Below are 22,370 nucleotides of genomic sequence, written 5' to 3'. Positions count from 1 at the left end.
CACCCGCTCAGGCTTTTTTACCTCTCCCCTATGCCGCGTCTGAAAGCTCCAACTCTTCCAGTGCATCATCAAGTTTGTCGCTTAGCGAGGAAAGCAGGAAGTAGAGTTGATCGCCGGTGAGGGTTTCAAAGCAACCTTCGGCTTCGCTGGCCAGTGAGGCGATTCCGCCGCATATCTGACGGGCTTCAACGATGATGGTGTGGGGATCTTTTCTGGATTGGTGTTGTGTAGACACAATGATGTCTCCTATGGAAGTTAACTACCTCTGCCTCCGAGAGAATGCTAATACCCAAAGGAGACAGCTCGAACAGCGTTAGCATTACCAGTCCATAGGTTCTGGCGCAACCGAAGTCGCCACTGTTCGAGCCACCATAGAGTACAACTTTTTTTGGTATGCGCGAACCCTGCCCACAAAAAAAGACGCGAGCGCGTCTTTATGAGCTCCTATGAAATTATTCTGGATGCTAAGCCAGATAACAGATTTTGCTGTTATGCAACCACACTACCTTTACGCAGTTCAACGGTCAATAAAATGCGCAGGTGAAAAGTGTAACAGGGTGTTAATGGAATCAAACATGTATTTGGTGATGGATAAAGTACCCAAAATCAAAACTTCATTGCTCAATAAAGTACATCTATTTATTATGCTTTAAATTCAATCACTAACTTTACTGAAAGATGATTCCGTTTAACTTAAGTCTTGATGTTATTATTGAAGCTCCATCTATCTTTGATGCTTTGGGAGTATTGGCGACTTCTGCCGCTGCAATAGCGACTGCATATGCAGCATATGCTACACATAAAGCATCAGAATCAGCTGAAAAAAGTGCTATCGCAGCAGAGAAAAGCGCAAACCAATGGAAGGAGCAGATATCATTTAACCTATATTACCAAAAAGCAGGCTACGCACTTGCTGCATTTGATAAGATTGACCGCGCTCTATTCACTCCATGCTTAGTTAATATAATTAGTTGCCAAAACGACGAAGAAATAGCAACTGCTTTTAGTCAAATAGGGACAGCAAGAAATGTAATACTAGATGCCGAAGTCAAACCTATACGCAAAAAAATATTGAACAGTATAGAGGTCCTTGAAGATTCGCTAGACAATGTATATCAATCTATAAAAGAAGCACATATTTTAAGTAAGGAACATATAAAGTTATCCGCTTCAGCTCATAAAAATATTGGTTACGCTATAGAAGAGTCTCATAAGCTATCTCTCAGTATTCTTGATAGCTTTAAAATGCTCGGTTTTGGTGAAGCCCGTGAAGTGGATGTAAAAAATATAATAAAGAAGAATAGTCAAAGAACAATGCTGTCAAAAAAAAGTCAGGCATACAATCACTTGATGGAAGCCTATCTTAAGTTTCTCTTAGATCATAACAATAAGAATAGTCAAAAATGGGATGAAGCAAAAACTAAGTTTATTCAAGATTTATACACTTTTAGTGAGCGTGTTCAAGAAAACCTAGACGAGAAACAAAGTAACAACTTGAAAACTAACTATGACACATATTTTGATTAGTGACCTCACGCCACACAGAGTTGTTCTAGTTTATAGGCAAAGGTAAAGTGCTTAAAATACTAGAATAATAATCATAGAAGTAAATAGGTCTGTACATAGCTCAGACCTTACTCCCACCCAACAGGCACCCTTACCCACCTTTTACATCTGCACAGTGCTTTTCCTTCGCGTAGCTTTACGCAGCGGGCGCGGATTATTCCCCTGTCGTCGCAGATACGGTGGCCGCAGATACAGATAACTTCGGTGTAAGTCTGAGGTTTGGCATGGTAATAGGATTGGTTGGCAGGCTTAATCATGTTCTGGCTCCTATGCTTTTTCATATCGCTGTCGCAGGCATTATATAAGCTGAAGCTTGGAAAACAGGGGGCAAGTTATTCACAGGCGGGCGCTACAAACTGTCCGTATCAATGCCCTTTCGCTTTAGTGCCGGCTCCACATATTTCCATGGTGTGGCGATCATGTTCTGGCTTAAATGACCTTTCCTTAGTGCCGAGACTTTCTTGCCATGGCCAAGCACGGCGATTTGGGTTTGATAGTTCTGGCTCTTTAGCCAGCTCAGGCGGTCGGTTTGCCCTTGCTTATCTTTATCGGTTACCTCATCCACAAACACCACCTGCTCATAACTCAGTGTATTGGGGTGTGCCGGCCACGGGCTTTTGCCTTGCGGGTATCCCCCATTACCCAGCCCGTAAAGGTTGGCTTTGGCGTGCATATCGCAGATATCCAGTTTAGGGTGATTAGGGCTAAGACTATACCGCCAACAGCCTACCCATCTGACTCTTCTATCCAATCCGTAAATAGTGTATTTGCTACCCTGCTAATAAACATCACAATTTCGTAATGACTCTCTCTTAAAAGTAAGCAATATAACAGCTTGCCAGCGCTGGCGTTTTTCTAACTGACTAAGAGATTTCATTATGATAACTAAATCAAAACCTCTTCCCTCTTTTATTGAGGAACGCCTGAATTTTTATATTGAAGATATTATTGAACCAACGCAGAACAAAAAGCATTTGGTACTTGGAAAACGCCCTAACGAAGGGGATATCGTTATGCAGAGTAACGATTATCTGGCGTTATCCCACAACCGCGAGATTCAGGCTGCCCATAAAAGAGCCATCTCTGAATGTGATGATAACGTGGTAATGTCCGGCGTGTTTTTGCAGGATAAAGAGAGCAAGCCTGCGTTCGAAGCCGAACTGGCAACTTTTACCGGAATGGAGAGTTGCCTGATATCTCAGTCAGGCTGGGCAGCGAATATTGGCCTACTTCAGGCTATATGCACCGAAGGGACTCCTGTTTATATCGATTTCTTTGCCCATATGTCTTTATGGGAAGGTGCCAGAATTGCGGGGGCTTCTGCCTACCCTTTTATGCACAACAATATCCGTCACCTGCGTAAACAGATAAAGCGTTACGGTGCAGGAATCATTGTGGTTGACTCGGTCTACAGCACCATAGGCACGGTAGCGCCTCTGGAAACTCTGTGTGATATCGCAGAAGAATCTGGTTGTGCCCTTCTGGTGGATGAATCACATTCACTCGGCACACACGGGCCCAGGGGTTCCGGCTTGGTCAGCGCATTGGGGCTGACAAGTCGTGTTAACTTTATCACCGTCAGTCTGGCAAAGACTTTTGCCTACCGTGCCGGTGCGATTATAGGTCCTGAAAAGCTGAACAAAACACTGCCGTTTATCTCTTATCCGGCTATTTTCAGCTCGACCATTCTGCCACAGGAGATGGTTAGGCTTAGCAAAACCCTTGAAGTGATTAAAGAAGCGGACCAGAAACGTGAACGGCTGTTCCAGCGCGCCGGTGAACTAAGAAGCGGGCTTAAAGATATTGGCTTTACTATCCGCAGTGAAAGTCAGATCGTATCACTAGAGACAGGTACGGAACGAAATACCGAAAAGGTACGTGATTTTCTTGAGCAAAGAGGCGTATTTGGTGCCATTTTTTGCCGGCCGGCTACCGGAGCCAACAAAAACATTATGCGCTTCTCCGTTAATGCCGATTTAACGGCCGCTGATGTGGATCATGTGCTGACGGTATGTCATCAGGCTTACAACCAACCTAAACTAGAGTTTGTCTGATTACCGGTATAGTTAAACCCCTGAGGGGCTAGCAAGCAGTAGCTCCTCTATACCGGCTAAATCCAGTCGGCGATTTTATCCAGTAACTTCTCTTTGTCTGCTGGTTTTAAGATATAGTCAGACATATCCGAAGAGTCGATTTTATCCATCATAGCCACGGAGTTATCGCCGGTATGAGCGATAATCGGAATTCCGGCGTAGTTTTTATCGGAGCGGCGGATCCGGCTGCTCGCTTCAATGCCGTCCATTAACGGCATTTCAATATCCATCAGTATCAGGTCAACATCCTCTTTTTCAAGAGTATCAATCGCCTGAAGACCATTTTCCTTCTGAATCACCTCAATACCCTGTTTTTCCAACAGAATAGCGGTAAACCTGCGTAGGGACTCATTATCGTCAACGATCATTACGGTTCTTTTGAAATCCGTTTTAGGGATCGCCACACTAACAGGTACTATTACCTGTTCGGAGTCAAACAGCAGCTTATCCATTTGTTGAACCGGACTCTGCTGCCACTGCTCTTTCTTTATCCAGAGTGGAGAGACACCAGCCTTGACAGGCCGTTTAATAATTTCACCGCAATAAAGATAGACAAGTTGGCCTTCACCATAGGCATACATGGCTTCAAGTTTATCCAGTAGGTTTGCCGACCGTCGAAGCGGATCCAAGTCGATAAGCACAACATCGTAATTGGCCTGACTGCTGCTCAGGGCAGATTCAGCTGTCACGGTAGTTAACTCAAAACCGATGATATCCGCCGCTCCTCTTATCTGATTGACCAGAAGCTCACCTTTAGAAATCATTAAAACTGACTTTTGTTTGGCCAGTTCATTTTTGATTTCCGCCACTGAATCTGATTTTGACAGAGGAAGGGTTAAAGTGAACTTAGTCCATTTACCCGGCTCAGAACTGCATTTTATTTTGCCGCCAAAAGAAGCCATTACTTTTTTGCAGAAGGGCAAGCCAAGGCCATGACTACCGCTTTGGCCTGTGGTATAGAAATCCCTGAAGATATCGTTAATTAACTCAGGCGCAATACCCGTGCCGTTGTCGCGTACTATAACCTTGTTATTACGCACTCCGGCACGAAGGGTAACATCAATGGAGAACGCCTCTTTAAAGCCGTGGTGAAAAGCATTTTTTAACAGGTTATAGACCACATACTTCAGCAAGGTATCGCTACCGAAAAACTCAAAATCACCCTTTATATTGAGGCTTACCGCATTCCTCTCTTCACTACTTTTATAGCTAAAACTCTCTATCGCATTTTCGACTATATCCTGAGCTGAGTAGAGCTTAAAACTGGAGCGGGAAACCCGGTTTTCATCAATAGAGGTAAGCAGAAGATCTATAGTTTCGTTTCCGGAGCGAATCACTTTCCAGGCATCATCACTCGCCTGCTGTAGCCTTGTTATCTGGCTGCGGCTAAGCTGATAGTGATCTTTTCTGTCAATGCGGGTATTAGGAAGCGAGCTTTGAATTACATCGATAAAACGGCTAAGGCTACTTAGCGGGTTGCGCATTTCATGGGCAATGCCGGCGCCGAAAGATTTTGCCAACGCCACTTTGGAGTCATAATCCACGTTATAGCGGTAAAAACATAAACTGCCGAACAGGTAAGTAAACAGAAACACAGGTAGCTGAGACCAGTCAACCACCATCTCCAGACTGTACCCTTTGGCCACCCAGGCAAAAAACGTTGCCAGAACTAGCGCAATAATCGTCTGAAGGCACATTATCCAGGTAATGTGTACCAATAGAATATGCAGAAATATAGATGACATAAACGACATCACCCAGATCTGGGACCAGCCGTTCATCAACAACATATAGAAAAAAAAGAATGGCAGACCAGCGATAATAACCAGCTGGTAATAGAGGTGCATATAAGAACGCAGCCTGACGTTCAGCTTATTGCGGACAACAATGCCAAGAAACAGCAGTGAACAAATCAGGCGAAGCCACACGTTTTCATAGGGCTGAGGAAAGATATATTGCCAGACAAAGTAATAGGCAGGGAAACCGACAAAACCCAACCAGCCAATTAAGGTAAGGTTAGGTTCAGCATATTGATAAACCTTGCGCAACTGTTCCATCAGACTTAAATGCCAACCAAAAATGTCATTATTATTTAGTTAAACAATAGTACTGGGCTGAGTTGTTTATCGCAATAATGTTCGCCCTGATGTGAGAGCTCTGATTAGCAATAGCTTTTATTCACTAATAGGCAAACTATCACTACTTACTCGTCTTGTTTTAATCCGGCCACATCAACTGGTCTTATTAGGTTTTTACTGCCTCTTCATCTGATGACTAACAAAGGGATATGATGTAATCTTAATTGATTGAATCTATGATAATTTGTTAGTCATTTGGGGGATTTATGGCTTCAGGCGAGTACAATAGCGGCTCCCGCCCTTTAACAACCAAGCTTAACGGAAAAGGCCCCTATATCACCACAGATCTCACCTGCAAAGAACAGCTCTCTGCAGGGTGTAAAATCAGCTTGTCTCTGGTTGCACCTGAGCCTATCGATGAGTCAGCTCTTGGCAAAGCCGTCAGCATCGAGTTTACTTTCCAGCAGGAATCCCGCTTCTACAATGGCTTAGTCACTTCTATTGAGCTGATTGAGTACAGTATTGAGAAAGATCTCTACTACTACCGTATCGGTTCCAGCGACGCTTTCTCACTGCTGGCTTTCCGCCATAACCGGCAGATTTTCCAGCAGATGACCAGCAAGCAGGTTATCGAGCAGATCTTCGGCGATGCCGGAATTAAAAGTTACACCGACTTCTCAGTATCTGGTGACGGAGAAGAACATGAGTACTGCACTCAGATGGATGAAACAGATCTCGCCTTTGTTCAGCGTGTAATGGCGACGGAAGGCTGGCACTACCGGGTAGATCACTCCTCATCTTCCCACAAGGTACAGCTATCGGACAGCAACCAGAATTTCGAAAGTGCAGAAAACTCGCCATATAGCTATAAGAAAACCGGCAGCAGCGATTACAATCTGGCTAACTGGAAACAAAAGAGCAAAGTGACCACAGCTAAAATCAGCCTTGCCGATTACAGTCAGGAACTACCTGAACTGATCGACAGCGGTGAGCAGGCCTCTTCTCTCTCTAACTCACTGAGTGAGTTAAGTGACTATTACTATGGTCAGGGCAGCAAGGATAAATCTGTTATCCGCGATCTGGCCAAAACCAGAATGGAAGCTTATGACTCTGCCAAGATTATCTGTAGTGCTTCCTCGACCATTATGGCGCTCTCTGCCGGTAAGAAGTTTAAACTGACAGAACACCCTATCTCCGCCAGCAATCAGGAGTATCTGGTCACTGAGATTGTTCACCATATTAAGTGTTCAGAATCCGGCCGTGAGCTGCAATACCGCAATCAATTTGAGTGTATCCCCTCTTCGACCCCGTTCCGGCCTAAGCACCTTGGCAAGCCCAAAGTGTCTTGCGTGCACAGCGCGACAGTGACGGGCCCTAGCGGAGAAGAGATCTACAGTGACGCTCTTGGCCGGGTTAAGGTTCAGTTTCACTGGGATGCTAACGGTAAAAATGATGAAAACACCTCCTGCTGGCTACCTGTATCGCAAAACTTTGCCAGTAAAGGGTTTGGAGTGCAGTTTACGCCGCGCATCGGCGATGAGGTGCTGGTAAGCTATATTGACGGTGACCCTGATTACCCTGTTGTCTCAGGTTCTATCTATAATCCAACCAATACGCCTCCGTTTGAATCCGCAACCCAAAGTGGCGTAAGAACCCGTGCTACTCCTGACGGCAGCAGTAAAACCAGTAATGAAATCCGCTTTGACGATCAAAAAGACAAAGAAGAGTTCTATATCCACGCCCAGAAAGATATGTTAACGGAAGTGGAGAACGACGCCACCAGTACCATCACCGGGATTAAAACCGTCAGTGTAGAAAAGAGTCTGGATATCAGCAGTAAAGAGGAGTTCTCAGCGGCAACGGAAAAGAGCATGTCGGTTTCATCGAAGGAGGCCTTCTCCCTTAGCTCTGACAAAACCGCGGATATGTCAAGTAAAGAGGATTTCTCCGTTAAGTCTGATAAGAATGTGGCTATCGAAGCTAGCTCTAATGCCGACTTAAAAGCTACCGCTTCCATTACCGTTGACGGACAAGAGATCTCCCTAAAAGGCAAAACCAAAATTGCACTGGCCGTCGGTGCCTGCAAAATCGAGCTGAGTGCCAGCGGAATTAAGATTGAAGCACCGCAAGTCAGTATCGCCGGTCAGGCCAAAGCTGAGTTAAAAGCCGCTATGGTTACCGTTGAAGGGCAAGGTAAAGCCGACCTAAAAGGTGCACTGGTCTCCGTTAACGGCAGTGCAATGACGCAGATTAAAGCCGGAGCCATGGTAGAAATTCAGGGCGCAATCGCTAAGGTAAACTAATGAAATATATTAAAATTCCTCATCAGTTCGCAGAAGACATTCTTGCTCTGTATCAGCCCAGTGCAGAGATAAAAGCCCTGACAGAACCGGAAATGTCTCCGGCTGAACTGGTTAGCAAAGCACTGGAAGCCGAGCTATATAGTGACGCGGTCACCTTTATTGCCCATGGCCTGCCTATCCGCGAGTCTATCTGGTGGGCTTGTAATTGTGCCAGCCAGCGGCATGACTGGTCACAACAAGAGAACGATGCCATTAATGCAGCTAAAGCGTGGGTACATACTCCCGATGAAACCAGCCGCCGTCACGCTGAGAATATGGCAAAAGAAGCAACACTGGATAGCGGTGCCGGCTGGGCAGCACAAGCTGCTTTCTGGAGCGGAGGAAGTATGACCTCACCGAAAGACCCTGTGGTTCCGCCACCGCCTTATCTATATGCGCAGGCCGTGACTGGCTGTATTAACCTGAGCGCAATACTGCCTGACGGTGCTGATGCTAAACAGCGTTTTAATCACTTTATCGAAATCGGTACCGATATCGCCAATGGCGGTAACGGCGAACTGGAGGAAAGCTAATATGTTTCCTGCTGCAAGAGCAACTGATATGCATGTCTGCCCGATGCAGACACCGGCTGTGGTTCCCATCCCCCATGTTGGAGGGCCTATTCTACCGATGCCTTCGACCGTGCTGATCGGTAACCTACCCGCAGCTACTCTTGGGCAGATGTGCGTTTGTGTCGGTCCGCCGGACAGCATTATTAAAGGCAGTGCCACAGTACTGATCAACAATATGCCTGCCGCCAGAATGACGGATATGACGGCACATGGCGGAACCATCATTCTTGGCTGGCCGACAGTGTTAATCGGCGGCTGATATCTGGCTCTCCAGCCAGCCAATTATCCGCTTTACCTTTAAGGTCTGTCTTGTCGTGAGTGGCTTGCTCAGCAACTGTTCCAGCCACCGCTTCAGGGCATACCAGTCATCGGCTTCACAAGCTACACCTTCACCTTTTCTCTGATGTTCGCGGGCAAACTGAGAGGTAAACTGCCACTCCGTCAGTTCTTCGCGGCTCTGGCCGATAGGTAGCGCCGCGGCAAAATCAATCAAGATCACCCTCTCCTCACCAGCAAGATACAGCAAGTTTGAAGGTTTAATATCTCCGTGTACCCAACCCTGCTGATGGCAATAACGGATTGCCCTGATAATTTGCGGCAGTAAGGTAAGAAACTTGTCAGCATCTTTATAAGAGAAGGAGAGAAAGTTATCGGCCTGTTCAAAATAGTGCAGCCAGAGCGTTTTGCTTTCAGAGTCTTGGTCCAGCAGCGGTTGCAGCCGGTAGCAGGCACACTGCTGCAACGCCTTTAGTTCAAAGCGAAATGCTGTTTTATCTTTTCTGACCTTAACTAATGCCATTAATAGCAAATACCCTGATTATCTGATTTATGTTTTAGCTTGCCTGCGACCTAAGCTGATATCTTCACCTTTTCGTCGGGCAAATATCGATAAATAAACCCTCTGCGCCAGGGATGGCGCGGCGGAGCCCCAAGGACGGGTTTATGCGTGTTTGTGCTCGATACTTGCCAAGATAATATTATATTGCTTCATCTGGCGAATAAAAAATTAAGCCAGCAAAATGCTGGCTTAATTGAACCCTGACTCTTCTCTGTTTCAGTTATAGCTTACGCGGCAGGCTGAAGCCAGAAAAGAAAGGTTTGCTGAACTTCACAGAGCCATCACCAATAGAGCTATCGAAGATAATATGCTTACCCTCTTCCTCAAAACGAACCTTGCTGATGCGACTGTCACCAGTGGCTGATATCTTACTGTCAAACACCACCCTTATCAGACCCCATTTGCCCTGATAAGCCTGTGTAGCGACTCTGTCTTCACCACGGAAGAAGCTAAGCCTCAGTTCAGAGTCTTCGGCGTTGGACGGCCAGTTGATATCACTCCATACCCTTGGGCCATGACGATAATCAAACAGCAGTTCCACCTCGCTCATTCTGAACTCAGTTACATCAGTACTCATAGAACTTGGCTTAACCCTGAAGTTTAGCGCCAGCTCTTGCCCGGAAGTATTAAAGAACAGCTTCTGCAGCTGCTTACTCTTAGAGAGCTGAGCAAGGGCATCACGCTTAACCGGAAGAGCACGGCCGTCAATTTCACGGGTAACCAGCTTTTGATTTTCCCACTCTACAAACGGGCTAAGCACATCATCGACAAACTTCTCTACCGTTCCCTGAGCTTTAAAGAACATAGCAAAGTCATTCAGTTCAATCTCACTTCTGCTGTCCGTTGAGAACGGGAATCGACCGGCAATCGCCTGAGAATAAAAGCCGTACACCCGGTTTTGCCACTCAACATTAATATGCTCAACCGAGCTGTTAATAACACTGGCCCACGACTGACCGGCAATAGCTTTCACCCAGCCGGCAACCTGATTTGGCGCTTTTCCGGCCTCACGGGAGAACATCACAATAGCGTCCTGACTTCCCTGAGCATGAGCAGTCGCATAGCCATAAAAAGCTTTGGCCGGATTTGCGCTACTTAAAGCGGAGTCAAAGTAGCTATTAAGTTGATCAAACTGAGCCAGCAGGCTGTTCATCGGCGCTCCGCCAGTTGCTGCTGCTTCAGAATCAATATAAGCGGCGTAATTTTTAAACGCTTCATTCACCACAAATGACGGTTGCAGCCTTAATAGCTTATCTCCGGCCAGACGATTAATTTTGTCAGCCTTCTTAGCGATATTGGTCAGCTGTTTTACCCCAAGTTGTGCCGCCACCTGTTTCTGCTGGCGAGTATCCGGTTGCTCTTCCACTGCCAGTGTGGTGTTAACCACAATAGCATCCAACACATCCAGAATCGGGCTGGTGGCTGGTTCTCTTGCCAGTCTAAGGGCGAGAGATAGCTCCTGAGCAGTAGCAAAGTCTCTTACCTTGATATTGGCGATCAGATCCTTCCAGCGGTAGATATAATCGGCAAAGTAGAGACGCTGAATCTGACGGCTCAGTTCTGTCATTTCAGTGATAGAGACGGCTGAGAAGTCGCCCTGCATCATCTTAAACTCTTTCATCTGCAATCTGAGAATTGCTGACTTAGCACTAAGGTCAAGATTGCTGTAACCCTGACGGGTATAAATCTCAGGTATCAGGAAGCCGTGATACCCGTCTTCAAAAAGGAATATATCACTGAACTTCTCTCCCAGTTGCCTGCGGATATCCACCTGACCGTTATAGGCTGGAAGGCTCTTAATTCTCGAGTAAATCAGACGTTCGGCTGACAGACCTTCAAGGTTGTTCACCGCAACAGCAATCAGCTCTTCATTGGCCGTCAGAGTTTTGTCGTAAGGGCCGGAAAACAGGTCATCAATCAGCAGTGACAACTTGTTAATATCCTGCTCTGAAACATCCCCCTGATCATTGAGGTTTTCCAGCAGGTACTCCTGCATATCATTAATATCCAAACGCTTTTCATCAAACAGCATCTGATAAAAACGTAGAATCTCAAAGATCTTACTCGGGTTTCCAAGGCTGATATAGACATACAGTTCGTTACTGATGATCTCTTCCACCCGTGGCAGAAGTATCTCGTTAAGCTGGTCGTGGTAAGCACGGTTAACCAGCTGCGCCGTCTCATCCTGACGGATACTCACCTTCTCATACCATGGACGGTCAACTGCACCTTCAACCACTACTTCACGCAGCTCATACAGTACCGCAATAATATCAGTAATGGAGACTGTCTCCCGGTTCAGGCGGGCAATGTCTGAGGCATAAACACTTAACTGAGTGGTTGTTTTAGCACGCCAGGCTTCATCCTGATTCCAGTTATTCTTAAGTTCAAGACCAGCCAGTGTCAGTACAGAAACCATAGCCAGCATGGCTACGGCAGTCAGCAGAAAATAGCTTGTTTGTCTTCTGCTGTTCACACCAACTAAACGGCTCTCAGGAAGAATCACCTTACTGAACAGACCGGATACAAAATAGCTACGGCGGTTTTGATCCTGCTCACTAACCACAGCGGTATTAAACTCCGAGCGGTCAGCCATGGTTTGCGTCAGCAAGTCAAAACTGGCCCCTTTCTGGCCGGAAGAGAGGAAATAGCTGCCGCGAATCCAGACTGACTCCCGTACCCGGTTCTCTCTGCCGATATCACGCAGAAGCTGCTTACAGCGCTGCAGAAAGATAGTGAACTGATACGGGAACGCAACTACCGATCCCGCTTTATCACTGTGGCTGTTCTTAAGCAGTTCAAACTGCTGATCAGCAAGGGAAGAAACCAGTGCCTTGGCTTGTTTATCAAACAGGTAAGAGTCAAACTGACCGGCAGGAGTATCTTCAAAGGTGATGCCCATAGGGCTATCAAGTGTTGTACCTGAGAATGACTCAAAGAACTCGGTAAAGTCCGTCAAAGTGTCGCTCTTAGAGAAGGTCGCATAGACAGGTACGCGGATACCGATGCGATCACTCAGGGTCAGAATCGCTTCCTGAATAATGCTGCTCAGTCTCTGTCTGTCTTTACGATCTCCCTTCAGCAAGCGGTCACAACCGATAACAGAAACCACACCGTTGATTGCCTGACGAGGACGATACTTAATCAGTTGCTGGCACAGTACGCTCCACAGAGCTTCATCGATACCTTCGTTATCAAACAGGCGGTGTCCTACTTCCAGTACCACTACCCTGTCATTACTCCAGAACTTAAGGTAGTGCTCTTCATCCTCTTTCTGAGTCTGATTATTCAGTACCGGCTCAAGGCCATTTTGCTGCAGTATCGAGCTCTTGGCATCGCCTTCACCACCAATAAGCAGGTACCAAGGCAAGTCATACAGTGTTTTTAGCTTAACGCTGCCGCTACCCTGTACCCGTTTTACGGATTTTTTAAAGATATCCTGAATATACTGAGTATCTTTTTTTAGCAGAACTTCCTGCTCATGGGCTTTTCGGGCTGCACGATCTTTACTTCTCTGTCTGTAGAGCCATATCAATGCCGCTACAAATACAATAGAACCAGCAATAAGAGAGGCGATATTTAGCCAGCCCAGATCCTGTTTAAACACCTCAAACCACCATACGGAAATTCCCGATAGCAGTATTAGCAGGGCGATAACAGTGACGATTATTTTTTTTATCATATTACTTCTGCGCCCTCTCTAAGGTGGCACTTAACCCGAAGCGGACATTGATTTCATTTTTCAGTTTTTTCGCCGCTGAAAGATCACTACCGGCATTCAGAATGACATCAAATCGGCTTTCTTCATTATGACTTTCTTCATTACGAACAGACACGTCATACCCTGAACGCGTCAGGGTGTTAAGCAGAGAGTCAGCATCTACTTTTTTGGCAAAAGAACCCAGCATCAACTCCCATTCCCGCTGTGTAACCGGTGTGGTGGGTTTCTTCTCCTGCGGCTCCGCTTTAGGTTTTACCCCTATATCGCTATCGCTGCTGACATAGACCAGATCGCCTCCGCCATCTGTCAGCTTCATACTGACCTGATTCAGTTGATCCAGTTGACGGATAAAAGGCTCACTACGGTTCAAATACCAATACTCAGAAGCAGCGTAGGCCAGCACTAACAGACTGCCCATTAATATCAGGCTTTTAGTCAGGCTTAATGGCCGGGTCGGCTGCTTGCCGTTTTTAAGTTCCGGTGTTTGCGGAGATAACAGAGGTTTCTCCTCGCGGAAATGACGGATAACCGAATAGGTCTCGGCTTTAATTTCATTCAGCTCATTTTCTTCACCGTGCCTGAAACGCCCTTTGAAACCAAGCATCATCAACACATACTGGAGTTCCAAAAAGTCCACCAGCTTGGTCGGTTGCTCTTTTGCTTTATTCAACAGAACAAAAAAGGCTTCACCACCGTTTCGCTGTGAAAATACCTTACTCAGCAGAGAGTAGTTCTCCCAACGGCTCGCCTGCCCCCAACGGGTATAGAGAACCGCTTCATCAAAAGCGGCACACAGTACGAAACAGCTTTTATCAATCACGCTAGGGTGATAATCAAGATAGAGGCCTTTGTTTTTAAACTCGCTGATGCCATCCAGCACCTGCTGACGAAAACGCTCTATATTTCTCGGCACTCCCTGACGGGGAATCGTCACCAAAATACTTAACAGATCACCGGCTGCATCCAGCAACGGCGAATCGTAGAGGTGTAGATCGTCCAGCACACTATCAGCGCCGCTGGTATCAAGAAACACCTTCTCCTGCGATTCACTGCTTTGCTGAGCTTGTGGCCGGCTACGCTGAACAACAACCGTCGCCTCTTCACTAAATAGTCCACTCATGGATTCACCTACCTAATCACATGAAATTCAACCTGCACATCGCCGATCCGATCATCGATATGCAAGGCTATAGGCTCATCTTTCTTCACCAGCGATTTCCACAACTCTGACTGGGTATCCAGCTCAAAGTAAGCAGCATCGTGGCGGGTTTTCAGCTCAGAAGGCGCATAAGGAAGTGGCAACAAAGGTACACCAGACAAAGCATTACGAACCAGATCAGCAATGGCACTGTTACCCGCAAGCTTTGCCGCATATGGGAACTGTTCGCCCAGCTTGGCAGAACCTAATGATGAAGTGACCACAAGAACAAAGCGGCCTTTACTAAACAGGCTGCGCTCTTTAACCAGTGTCCGCAGCAGGCGTCGGCTTTCAAACAATTTAGTATCCCACTTAAGAGTGGTTACATTATCCAACTGCACTTCACGCAGATGCAGCATCAGGTGAGAGAAAACCGTAGAGAACAGTTTATACAGCTCATTGGGGTTCCAGCTTAATGCCTCTTTTGGCATCTTGCCTTCTAAGCCGGACATCTGCCCTGCCATAGAGATGCATTCGAAATAGAGAGAGCGTGTAGCGATATAATCACCTTCGACCCAGAGCTTCAGCTTAGGCAGCCAGCCTCCCAGTGCCTGCATCCACATATAATCACGAATCAGTGACTGGTAACTCTTACTCTGGCTCTCGGCATTCAGACGCACCGAGATCGCTTTGGCCCGGTACTGCATCTGGGCATAAATATCACCAAGGTTTTCCACCAAATAGGCCGATGCGCCAAAGTGGAGGCAGTTAGGAACAAAAGCACGGTTCAGCACCACGGTTCCTTCTGATTTATGTTCACTTATCTGGGCAACAGGGATCAGGGTATAGTCTTTCAGCTCTTCACCCTGAAGTTTGAGTGAAAGATTAAGGGCTGCGACTTCAAGCTCAACGGGCTCACTACGGTCACGGCTGGTGTCATAGACACTGTTTTGCATCGGGCGCAGTCTTAATCTGTCATCTTCGCCGACATTAACCGCACCGGAGCGATAAACGGGAATCGCCAGATAGACACATTTATTCAGGAAGCCCTCAGGAATATCAATCACCAGAGATTCCTGTAACTCAAACGGCGTTCCGTCCGGAAAAACACCCTTGGCTTTCTTCAGGCCAAACTTACCTATTTTCAACAGTGAACTGTCGATCTCCAGCTCAGAAAAGCCAAAATCTTTCTGACCACACTGTTCATTGATCTCTCTGACATAGTTTTCAAGGTAGCGTTCCTGCTGCTGAAAGTGTTGAGGGCTGAGGAACATGCCTTCACTCCAGACAACTTTATTATTATCCATTATTCTTCCTCTGTTCCGGAGATGGAAACATTCAGACCGTCGACGGAGATATTGACGGTGACAAGACCAAACTGGTCAATTTTGTAGATGGCTTTACTTTTCGCTTCACGGTAATTAGCGAACGCCCCGAGCACGGCAATATAGCGGCTGTCCAGAACAAGGGGAAATTCCTCTTCCCTTGTCTCGCCGGGCAAAATACTCGGCAAATGACGCTTGGCCGTCAGCCCCGACTTTAACGCCCCCTGATCATCAGAATAGAGCTGTAAAAAGCTGGCCTGATTAAAAGCATCATCATCAGAAAGCTGATAGATACGCAGCTCAAGGGGAGACGCCTTGCCGTTTACATTGGGGTTAATATTATCCTGTGCGGTGATTTTCACCGTTAACTTGGGCTGAATAACTTCATCATCAAAGAAACTACAGGCTGAAAGCAGTGTTGCCGCGATCAGCGACACAAAGAGCTTTTTCATTCTTTCTCTCCTTCCAGTTTATGCTGAACCTTAATTGAGTCCTTAAAATAGGCGTTAAATTTAACGTGGAGATCGCGGGAGTTGATCTGCCTTTTAAAGTAGCGTTTATACAAGTCCCAGTATTTCGGCTGCCTGCGGAACAGTCCCGGAGTAGACAAGTCATCAAACATAGATTCCAGATGTTCAGGAGAGAGCTCTGTCAGCAGGCGGGTCAGCGCCATTTCAATGGCCTGCTCTATATCCGGTTCATAACGCTTCACTTTATAGTAAGGGTCTTCTGCCAGACTGTTTTCCGGGCTGACCGGCGAATGAGAGGCAAAAGAGAGGCTCTCTTCCGGCTGAACTGCATGAGCTTCAGTGGCGAAGTCCGGGGACAGGTCTACCTCAGCAAACGGGTCATCATCCATATCGCTGAAGTTCTGCTTAACGGGTTCGGCTTTGCTGCTCTTCTGTTTTACTTCTCCGCCAAAGGGGTCGTCTTCCACCACCGCATAGTCAGAGATGGTAAATTTCACCTCTTCTATCTCATTTTCTTTGGCTGGTTTACCGGAACTCTCTGTCTCCTCCTGTACGGAAGCAAATGGGTCATCAAATACATCGTCCGCACTTTCCGCTAACGGGCGGGATAACAGAGCCGGCTCGCTCGGTACAAAGCAGGAGACCAGTAACCTAAATCGTCCCATATCCAGTACATCACCATCATTGAGCGGTGACTGGTTACCTTTGCCCAATGGTGTACCGTTACCATTGAGATAAAGCCCGTTAGAGCTGTTATCAATAATATGATAGCCACGGCCGGACTTCTTAATGATCGCATGAGTATTTGAAAGCTCCCGTGTGGCGTCGTTGAGCTGCAGTGTTGAACCAAACGCCCGACCAATATCGCCACCTTCTTCGGGAAACTGTTTGTTCCACTCTGTAATGTTCTCTCCGTCCGGAGAACTTATAATTCTAATCGATAATGGCATACTAAATACTCTTACACTTGTTTATCGCAAGATTAAATTCCGGTAAAAATCCCGGATACTTCTTGGTAAAAGATCTGGAAAAATAGACCCCCAGAGGCTTTCTTTTAACCAAGGTTTTTGAGATCGCCCTGTAGCTTAATCCCATCTGTTTTATGGTCTGTTCAATTACCTCGTCATTACCGAGGATCGCCCCTACTTCACCGCTAATCAGCAGCTCCAGCATGGCTTTTGCCGACCTTGGTTTTTTGTTGACCAGGTAGCCCTGATTTTGCAGCCAAAACCACTTATTGGAGCCAAACAGTGCCACCACTTCCACCTGCTGCTTAAACATAGACTGATTAAGATCTATCGCATCAGAAAGGGAAAACCAGCTCCACTTCTGTTCCAGCACCATGTCGGACAGCTCAGCATACTTGTCCCGGACATCGTTTCTTGATGCCAGAAAAAAACCGTTATGGGTGCCCACTTCTACTAACAACTGGGCATTATCCCATTTTGTCATGGTCAGTTGATAAGGCTGTTTCATCTCACGCATGATGCACTTGACCTTATCAATACCACGGCCTTTCATCTCTCCGTTTACACTGTATTGAAACGGATACCACTCCTGTGTGGTTAACAATAGCCGCTCCGGTTTTGCCGCAGCAAATACCGGGAGTGATAACCCCAGACACAATGCAGCGCTAATAACTGTTTTTAACCCGGCCGGCTTTCTTACTTTCATTAATTAAATATTTCCTTGCTCATACCACCAGTCCTGATAATTGCACCATCCTGAGCGTATATTTCGCTGGCCATTTCCACCAGTACAAAAGGGATTACTGTATCAATCCTTTCAGCTTGTTTAAAGTTTAGAGAAATATCAGGCGGATAGATAACACCAACGGGTAAATCTTCAGGTTCAGTCTCTTTGTTTAGTATTTTTAATCCGTAAAGTGCTGCCTGATAGGCGTTATTAACAAAACTTGTCCCCACCGACATCAGGGCACTACTGTTACTGTTATTTACTGCCTCAGGAACAGCCGTCAGCAGAGGAAGATTATCCGATAACTGATTTATCTCTTCTACACGTTTAAGCAAGCTTGAACTGCCCGTCAACCAGAGCAGCGAATGTTTCAGATCAGGATCCTGCTGCTTCATCTTCTCAAGCTGTCTGGTCATAACCTCATTTAAGCCGGAACCAGCCACCGTTTCATCAACGGCAATCGGATAAACGGCGATTCCCTGCTTTTCAGCCTGCTCCTTAAGCGGCAGATACTGAGTCAGATAGGCACTCTGGTTTTGCTGCGCGTACAATACGCCAATTTGCGCCAATTGCTCATCGTACTTCTTAATAAAGCTAAGAGTGACAGCCGATGAGAGATTGAGCGAGGTAAAGGCAAAGTTATTGCCTGAGCCGGAATAGCTATCTATTAGTCCAAGCAGTACAGGATCTTTTGCGTTTACTGAAACAACCGGCACGTTACCACCTGCATACTGCCGGTAAATAGTAACCGTCGCTTTTGAACCGACGGTATAGAGTAAATCGGCCTGTTGCTCCATTTTCTTTAACCAGCCCTGCAAATCTTGCTGCTGTTCACTTAACAAAAACACCCGGAACTCAATATCATCCGCCTGCTTCTGGTACACATTCAGCATGGTTTTCAGTGCCGTATCGTAAGAGTCTGCTTTCTTGGAGAGGATCACCCACACCTTTGACTGCTTACTGATACTGGAGAGGCGTACCGACTCCTCACCCTTTAAAATATTCCAGTTAGCCTGTGCACTCTGTTTTACTTTACTGCCTAGCCATGCCGGCCAGTTGTCTGCCTGCTCGGCATGGACAGGAATAAAAAAGCTCAGAGTTATCAGCAGCAGTGTCAGCCATCTGTTCATGCTGTCACCTCCGCTTTTTGATCTTTTTCCCAGATAAACACCACCAGAGTCGCCAGAACAAAGAACAACGCCAGAATATAGAAGGCCTGCTCACTACCAAAAGTACTTACCAGAACAGCTACCACCACAGCACCAAGTACATGACCTATACGTTCCAGAAAACGATAAGTCGAAGCAATGGTGGTATCAGAGTCTGCAGTGGAAACGCTGACTACGTGGCTGATAATCGGTGCATTAATAAAGCCATGAGAGATACCCATAATCAACATAGCTGTCATAGTCAAGTTCACTACCGTTGTGCCGGACTGGAAGGTAACGCCATAAGCCAACAACAGCAATGAGAAGACTGAAACCAGACTGCCCAGAGTCAGTGCCGTTTTATAATTCTGTTTCGCATCTATCGCTTTTGACGCCCTTCCGCTCACCAGCAAGACTGCACCGGCATAGGCCATCAGTACCTGACCGATGCTCTCTTTAGAAACGCCCTGATCGCTTAGCAGTATCGGTACCATATAACTGACCACACCAGTCAGCATCATCTTGGTCGGGATACCGACAAAGAAAATAGTACGAAAGAAGGGTTTCTGTCTTATTAACTGAGCAGAATGTGTCAGCGTTAGTTTTAATTGTGCGGAAAAAGAACCCGATGCTTTTTTGCTGGCTTTCATACGTGGCAGTAAGGTGGCAAACGCCAGTACTAGTAACCCGCTTAATGCAGACAAGATAAAGATACCTGTGATACCGATATAGTCCACCAGCAGAGCACCAATGGAAGCACCGGCAATAAAGGCGGCGTTAAAACAGAACACAATAATAGCCGCTGCCTGTGTCTTATTAGCCTTATTACTAAAGCGCAGTATATAGCTCTGCACCGAGATAAATATCACCGCCTGACCAATGCCGGCAAAGAAGCGGGAAGCAAACACCATGGTGACAGCGTCACTATATGCCAGTATCAGACTGGCTGCGACGGAGAGCAGAATACCGCTATTAAGCACACTCTTAATCGGATAGAGCTCAACCAGCCTGGATGCCGGCAACAGCATTAACGCAAAACCAGCAAAGTAGACAGTAAAGATATAGGATGAAAGTGCCATATCACTACCGGCTGCACTGGCCAGCTCTGCCAGATACGGTGGCAATACCGGCGCCATAATGGACTCCATCAGTACGGCCATCAGAAACAGGGGTTTAAGCCTCTCCAGCACGGTATCTGACTGCGGCTGCTCTTCGGGCGTATGCAGCACTCTGGCAAAGACAAAACAGATAAAGGCACAGCCGATAAACAAAATCACAAAGCTCTTAATAATGCTCAGCAGATTTGAGATAAGCGCAGAAGCGTTAAAGCTCACTTCCACTTCACTTCCGTCTGTTACTGCAAACTGATAACTGGAGAAATCACTCGATTCAACCATGCCACCGCTCGCTGTGGTTGCAGCAACAATCGTCTCCCCTTGCGTCACTATAATTGAAGAGACTTCACTGTTGGCTGTGCGGTAGGTTTCCAGCAGCTGGTCAAGGCCGCTTACCCTCTCCGCACTGATATCGGAGCTAAGCACAGGAGCCAGTCTCTGACTAAGAATATTAGCCATAGAGCCAGCTTTATCCTCCAGACCGGAACGATACAGGCTGACCACTACAAAGATCACCGCCAATGTAACCACGGCAAATACCGCACTAAAGCGTTTCAGATACTGTTTCGGGTCGCTGTTGTGCAGTTCGCGGAAAAAGAACAGCAGTAACACCAATGCCGATCCGGCCAGCAGAATACCGAACTCACCCTGTACCCGCTTTTCAATAACACTGTCGTTCACCACGATCTCAAGATAACCCACCTCGGTAAACTTGTTTTTCAGTGGAATCTTAAGGTAGGTACCAAGAGTGGAATCATTGTACTGATACAGAGACTTTTCATTGGCAATGATACGGATATTGGTTACCGCATCGTTTACCGCCACAATAGGTTTTAGTACAGTTTCCAGATTGGCAATATCGTAAATAGGCACCCCTGAACCCAGAACCTGCTCTATGCCTATTTTTACCGCTTCAGCCTGTGCCAGCACTACTTCATTGGTCTGCTGCTTATAGCTTTTAATTGCCTGTGCATAACCGATCACCATCACAAGGGTGACTGACAATGCAATCAGCAAAGTGCCCGACAGCAGATTCAGTAGTGCTCTTCTGTTTCCCATACTCTGTTAGTCTTCCTTTCCTAACGCTTCAAACTCTTGCGTAAAACAGTGCTTAAGTGTCACTGCCCGTGTTTTTCTTAAATGGATAAGACGGTTAAACACCATGGACTGCAACAGGTCCGTATAGCTCATCTTCTCGCTGGCGAGATCGTGACAAACAAGGCTCACCTTATTACCGCACGGCTTTTTCAGATCCGGTTTAGGGTTGGTCTCCAGAACCAGAAGGTGACCTCTGTGATCCATTCTCAGATCGACACGTACCAGAGTCTGCAAACCAAGCAGCTTATATATCTTCTCACCTATGGTTGAAAGCTGTTCTCGCAGCTTTGGATCCCTTACTGCCAGTAATCTGTCCTGAGTAATGGGCTTAACGTCCATAGAAGTGAAAATAACTTCATCCTCTGCCAGTACCCGTTCAGTAATAGAGAAAGTAAATGGCTTACCCAGCGGCTCAATGGCACCATCACGGTAAACATTGTCACCAGCGACAGCGACCACAAACTCGCGGCCGTTCAGGTAGGGCTCCACCATGACCGTATTGCTGGTCGCTTTTTGTACTTTCTCTACCGTGGCATTCAGTTCACTGCGGTCAAACACCGGATAGACATGAATCGATGCACGGCCGGACACCGGCTTAACGATAAATCCCTTACCATACTCTGCTTCGATACTATCTAACTCACGCTGATAGGCAGCTTCTGCAATGCTCTCTTCCGGCTGAACAGTAATAAATGGCGCAGTGGCAATTCCTGCTGTGCCTATCTCATGCTTAAACAGATGCTTATTGTCCAGAACACCTGCTGTCATTGGAGAGTGACCGACATAAGGTACTCCGGCCATTTCCAGCAGTGACGGCAGATGGCACATGGAATCAAAGCCTTGCAGGCCACCGCTGTTGGTTATAACCAGATCCACCTGCTGCTCTTTCAGGCGCGATATCAGGTGAATATCTTCAGGCAGCACTGTGACATGCCGGAAACCGACACTTTTTAGTGCCTCAGCCATATCATAAGCTACTGCCTGATAACTTTTGGTCGACCTCGGATTGAGGTTTTTATAAATATAACTACCGCTATCCTGATTATCGCCACCATGGATCACCGCCAGTTTCAGGTGATCTCTTATCCAGTCTGTCTGTTTTCTGGAAAAAACTGTACTACTCATATCATTTACCTTTAATCAGTTTCATCCGATGAAACACTTGGACTTG

General features: G+C 46.6%; 19 protein-coding genes. 5 read left to right on the top strand and 14 right to left on the bottom strand.

Annotated elements, in window-relative coordinates:
* Positions 1-28 precede the first annotated feature (28 nt).
* Positions 29-235, bottom strand: a complete 207-nt coding sequence (locus PK654_RS07200) for a hypothetical protein (protein WP_271698544.1) — start codon at positions 233-235, stop codon at positions 29-31.
* A 443-nt stretch (positions 236-678) separates the two neighbouring features.
* Between PK654_RS07200 and PK654_RS07195 the strand changes: the two genes are divergently transcribed.
* A complete protein-coding gene (locus tag PK654_RS07195; RefSeq protein WP_271698541.1) occupies positions 679-1,527 on the top strand; it encodes a hypothetical protein in 849 nt (282 codons plus the stop codon).
* A gap of 107 nt (positions 1,528-1,634) precedes the next feature.
* On the opposite strand, the gene PK654_RS07190 is transcribed toward PK654_RS07195, so the two are convergent.
* Complete coding sequence (locus PK654_RS07190) at positions 1,635-1,823, bottom strand: hypothetical protein (RefSeq protein ID WP_271698539.1); 189 nt, start codon at positions 1,821-1,823, stop codon at positions 1,635-1,637.
* Between the two features lie 92 nt (positions 1,824-1,915).
* Positions 1,916-2,239: a hypothetical protein gene (locus PK654_RS07185; protein ID WP_271698538.1), complete on the bottom strand. Its 324-nt coding sequence runs from the start codon at positions 2,237-2,239 to the stop codon at positions 1,916-1,918.
* Between the two features lie 205 nt (positions 2,240-2,444).
* Between PK654_RS07185 and cqsA the strand changes: the two genes are divergently transcribed.
* Positions 2,445-3,620 carry an alpha-hydroxyketone-type quorum-sensing autoinducer synthase gene (cqsA, locus tag PK654_RS07180; RefSeq protein WP_271698536.1) on the top strand — a complete coding sequence of 392 codons (1,176 nt, stop codon included), beginning with the start codon at positions 2,445-2,447 and terminating at the stop codon, positions 3,618-3,620.
* 56 nt (positions 3,621-3,676) lie between these two features.
* On the opposite strand, the gene PK654_RS07175 is transcribed toward cqsA, so the two are convergent.
* Complete coding sequence (locus tag PK654_RS07175) at positions 3,677-5,716, bottom strand: response regulator (RefSeq protein WP_271698535.1); 2,040 nt, start codon at positions 5,714-5,716, stop codon at positions 3,677-3,679.
* A gap of 287 nt (positions 5,717-6,003) precedes the next feature.
* On the opposite strand from PK654_RS07175, the gene PK654_RS07170 reads away from it, so the two are divergent.
* Genes PK654_RS07170 through PK654_RS07160 form a run of 3 tightly spaced genes read left to right on the top strand, consistent with a single transcriptional unit; the run spans position 6,004 to position 8,910 of the window.
* The gene (locus tag PK654_RS07170; RefSeq protein ID WP_271698534.1) at positions 6,004-8,040 is read left to right on the top strand and encodes a type VI secretion system Vgr family protein; all 2,037 of its coding nucleotides are present in this window, start codon (positions 6,004-6,006) and stop codon (positions 8,038-8,040) included.
* Complete coding sequence (locus PK654_RS07165) at positions 8,040-8,612, top strand: DUF6931 family protein (RefSeq protein WP_271698533.1); 573 nt, start codon at positions 8,040-8,042, stop codon at positions 8,610-8,612. The genes PK654_RS07170 and PK654_RS07165 overlap by 1 nt, the downstream gene beginning before the upstream one ends.
* Before the next feature lies 1 nt (position 8,613).
* Positions 8,614-8,910, top strand: coding sequence for a PAAR domain-containing protein (locus tag PK654_RS07160; protein WP_271698531.1), 297 nt, complete (start codon positions 8,614-8,616; stop codon positions 8,908-8,910).
* Here PK654_RS07160 and PK654_RS07155 read toward each other — a convergent pair.
* The 10 genes from PK654_RS07155 to PK654_RS07110 all read right to left on the bottom strand — a co-directional run bounded on the left by PK654_RS07155 (position 8,896) and on the right by PK654_RS07110 (position 22,324).
* Positions 8,896-9,450, bottom strand: a complete 555-nt coding sequence (locus PK654_RS07155; protein ID WP_271698530.1) for a protein kinase domain-containing protein — start codon at positions 9,448-9,450, stop codon at positions 8,896-8,898. The two genes, PK654_RS07160 and PK654_RS07155, sit on opposite strands and share 15 nt — an antisense overlap.
* Before the next feature lie 259 nt (positions 9,451-9,709).
* Positions 9,710-13,171 carry a type VI secretion system membrane subunit TssM gene (tssM, locus tag PK654_RS07150; RefSeq protein ID WP_271698527.1) on the bottom strand — a complete coding sequence of 1,154 codons (3,462 nt, stop codon included), beginning with the start codon at positions 13,169-13,171 and terminating at the stop codon, positions 9,710-9,712.
* A gap of 1 nt (position 13,172) precedes the next feature.
* On the bottom strand, positions 13,173-14,330 hold the full coding sequence (icmH, locus tag PK654_RS07145; protein WP_271698526.1) for a type IVB secretion system protein IcmH/DotU: 1,158 nt from the start codon (positions 14,328-14,330) through the stop codon (positions 13,173-13,175).
* An 8-nt stretch (positions 14,331-14,338) separates the two neighbouring features.
* Entirely contained in the window at positions 14,339-15,655 is a 1,317-nt protein-coding gene (tssK, locus tag PK654_RS07140; RefSeq protein ID WP_271698524.1) for a type VI secretion system baseplate subunit TssK, read from the bottom strand.
* A complete protein-coding gene (gene tssJ, locus PK654_RS07135; protein ID WP_271698523.1) occupies positions 15,655-16,125 on the bottom strand; it encodes a type VI secretion system lipoprotein TssJ in 471 nt (156 codons plus the stop codon). Before tssJ ends, tssK begins: the two co-directional genes overlap by 1 nt.
* Positions 16,122-17,093: a type VI secretion system-associated FHA domain protein gene (locus PK654_RS07130; RefSeq protein WP_271698522.1), complete on the bottom strand. Its 972-nt coding sequence runs from the start codon at positions 17,091-17,093 to the stop codon at positions 16,122-16,124. The genes tssJ and PK654_RS07130 overlap by 4 nt, the downstream gene beginning before the upstream one ends.
* Before the next feature lies 1 nt (position 17,094).
* Positions 17,095-17,817, bottom strand: a complete 723-nt coding sequence (locus PK654_RS07125) for a transporter substrate-binding domain-containing protein (RefSeq protein ID WP_271698520.1) — start codon at positions 17,815-17,817, stop codon at positions 17,095-17,097.
* On the bottom strand, positions 17,817-18,968 hold the full coding sequence (locus tag PK654_RS07120; RefSeq protein ID WP_271698519.1) for an ABC transporter substrate binding protein: 1,152 nt from the start codon (positions 18,966-18,968) through the stop codon (positions 17,817-17,819). The genes PK654_RS07125 and PK654_RS07120 overlap by 1 nt, the downstream gene beginning before the upstream one ends.
* The gene (locus PK654_RS07115; protein WP_271698518.1) at positions 18,965-21,160 is read right to left on the bottom strand and encodes an MFS transporter; all 2,196 of its coding nucleotides are present in this window, start codon (positions 21,158-21,160) and stop codon (positions 18,965-18,967) included. The genes PK654_RS07120 and PK654_RS07115 overlap by 4 nt, the downstream gene beginning before the upstream one ends.
* 6 nt (positions 21,161-21,166) lie before the next feature.
* Positions 21,167-22,324 (bottom strand): D-alanine--D-alanine ligase family protein, encoded by a 1,158-nt coding sequence (locus PK654_RS07110; RefSeq protein ID WP_271698517.1) that lies wholly within the window; start codon positions 22,322-22,324, stop codon positions 21,167-21,169.
* Between the last annotated feature and the right edge of the window lie 46 nt (positions 22,325-22,370).

Origin of the sequence: Vibrio sp. SCSIO 43137 (genome assembly GCF_028201475.1) — a bacterium.
GTDB lineage: Bacteria > Pseudomonadota > Gammaproteobacteria > Enterobacterales > Vibrionaceae > Vibrio.
This window is presented reverse-complemented; position numbering and strand designations above follow the sequence as displayed.

Excerpts from the sequence above, each read along its gene's own strand:
- icmH (WP_271698526.1), bottom strand. The coding sequence starts at position 14,330 with ATGAGTGGACTATTTAGTGAAGAGGCGACGGTTGTTGTTCAGCGTAGC.
- PK654_RS07155 (WP_271698530.1), bottom strand. The coding sequence starts at position 9,450 with ATGGCATTAGTTAAGGTCAGAAAAGATAAAACAGCATTTCGCTTTGAA.
- PK654_RS07125 (WP_271698520.1), bottom strand. The coding sequence starts at position 17,817 with ATGAAAGTAAGAAAGCCGGCCGGGTTAAAAACAGTTATTAGCGCTGCA.
- PK654_RS07185 (WP_271698538.1), bottom strand. The coding sequence starts at position 2,239 with ATGCACGCCAAAGCCAACCTTTACGGGCTGGGTAATGGGGGATACCCG.
- PK654_RS07110 (WP_271698517.1), bottom strand. The coding sequence starts at position 22,324 with ATGAGTAGTACAGTTTTTTCCAGAAAACAGACAGACTGGATAAGAGAT.
- PK654_RS07115 (WP_271698518.1), bottom strand. The coding sequence starts at position 21,160 with ATGGGAAACAGAAGAGCACTACTGAATCTGCTGTCGGGCACTTTGCTG.
- tssJ (WP_271698523.1), bottom strand. The coding sequence starts at position 16,125 with ATGAAAAAGCTCTTTGTGTCGCTGATCGCGGCAACACTGCTTTCAGCC.
- PK654_RS07120 (WP_271698519.1), bottom strand. The coding sequence starts at position 18,968 with ATGAACAGATGGCTGACACTGCTGCTGATAACTCTGAGCTTTTTTATT.
- cqsA (WP_271698536.1), top strand. The coding sequence starts at position 2,445 with ATGATAACTAAATCAAAACCTCTTCCCTCTTTTATTGAGGAACGCCTG.
- PK654_RS07195 (WP_271698541.1), top strand. The coding sequence starts at position 679 with ATGATTCCGTTTAACTTAAGTCTTGATGTTATTATTGAAGCTCCATCT.
- tssM (WP_271698527.1), bottom strand. The coding sequence starts at position 13,171 with ATGATAAAAAAAATAATCGTCACTGTTATCGCCCTGCTAATACTGCTA.
- PK654_RS07190 (WP_271698539.1), bottom strand. The coding sequence starts at position 1,823 with ATGATTAAGCCTGCCAACCAATCCTATTACCATGCCAAACCTCAGACT.
- PK654_RS07170 (WP_271698534.1), top strand. The coding sequence starts at position 6,004 with ATGGCTTCAGGCGAGTACAATAGCGGCTCCCGCCCTTTAACAACCAAG.
- PK654_RS07130 (WP_271698522.1), bottom strand. The coding sequence starts at position 17,093 with ATGCCATTATCGATTAGAATTATAAGTTCTCCGGACGGAGAGAACATT.
- PK654_RS07165 (WP_271698533.1), top strand. The coding sequence starts at position 8,040 with ATGAAATATATTAAAATTCCTCATCAGTTCGCAGAAGACATTCTTGCT.
- tssK (WP_271698524.1), bottom strand. The coding sequence starts at position 15,655 with ATGGATAATAATAAAGTTGTCTGGAGTGAAGGCATGTTCCTCAGCCCT.
- PK654_RS07160 (WP_271698531.1), top strand. The coding sequence starts at position 8,614 with ATGTTTCCTGCTGCAAGAGCAACTGATATGCATGTCTGCCCGATGCAG.
- PK654_RS07175 (WP_271698535.1), bottom strand. The coding sequence starts at position 5,716 with ATGGAACAGTTGCGCAAGGTTTATCAATATGCTGAACCTAACCTTACC.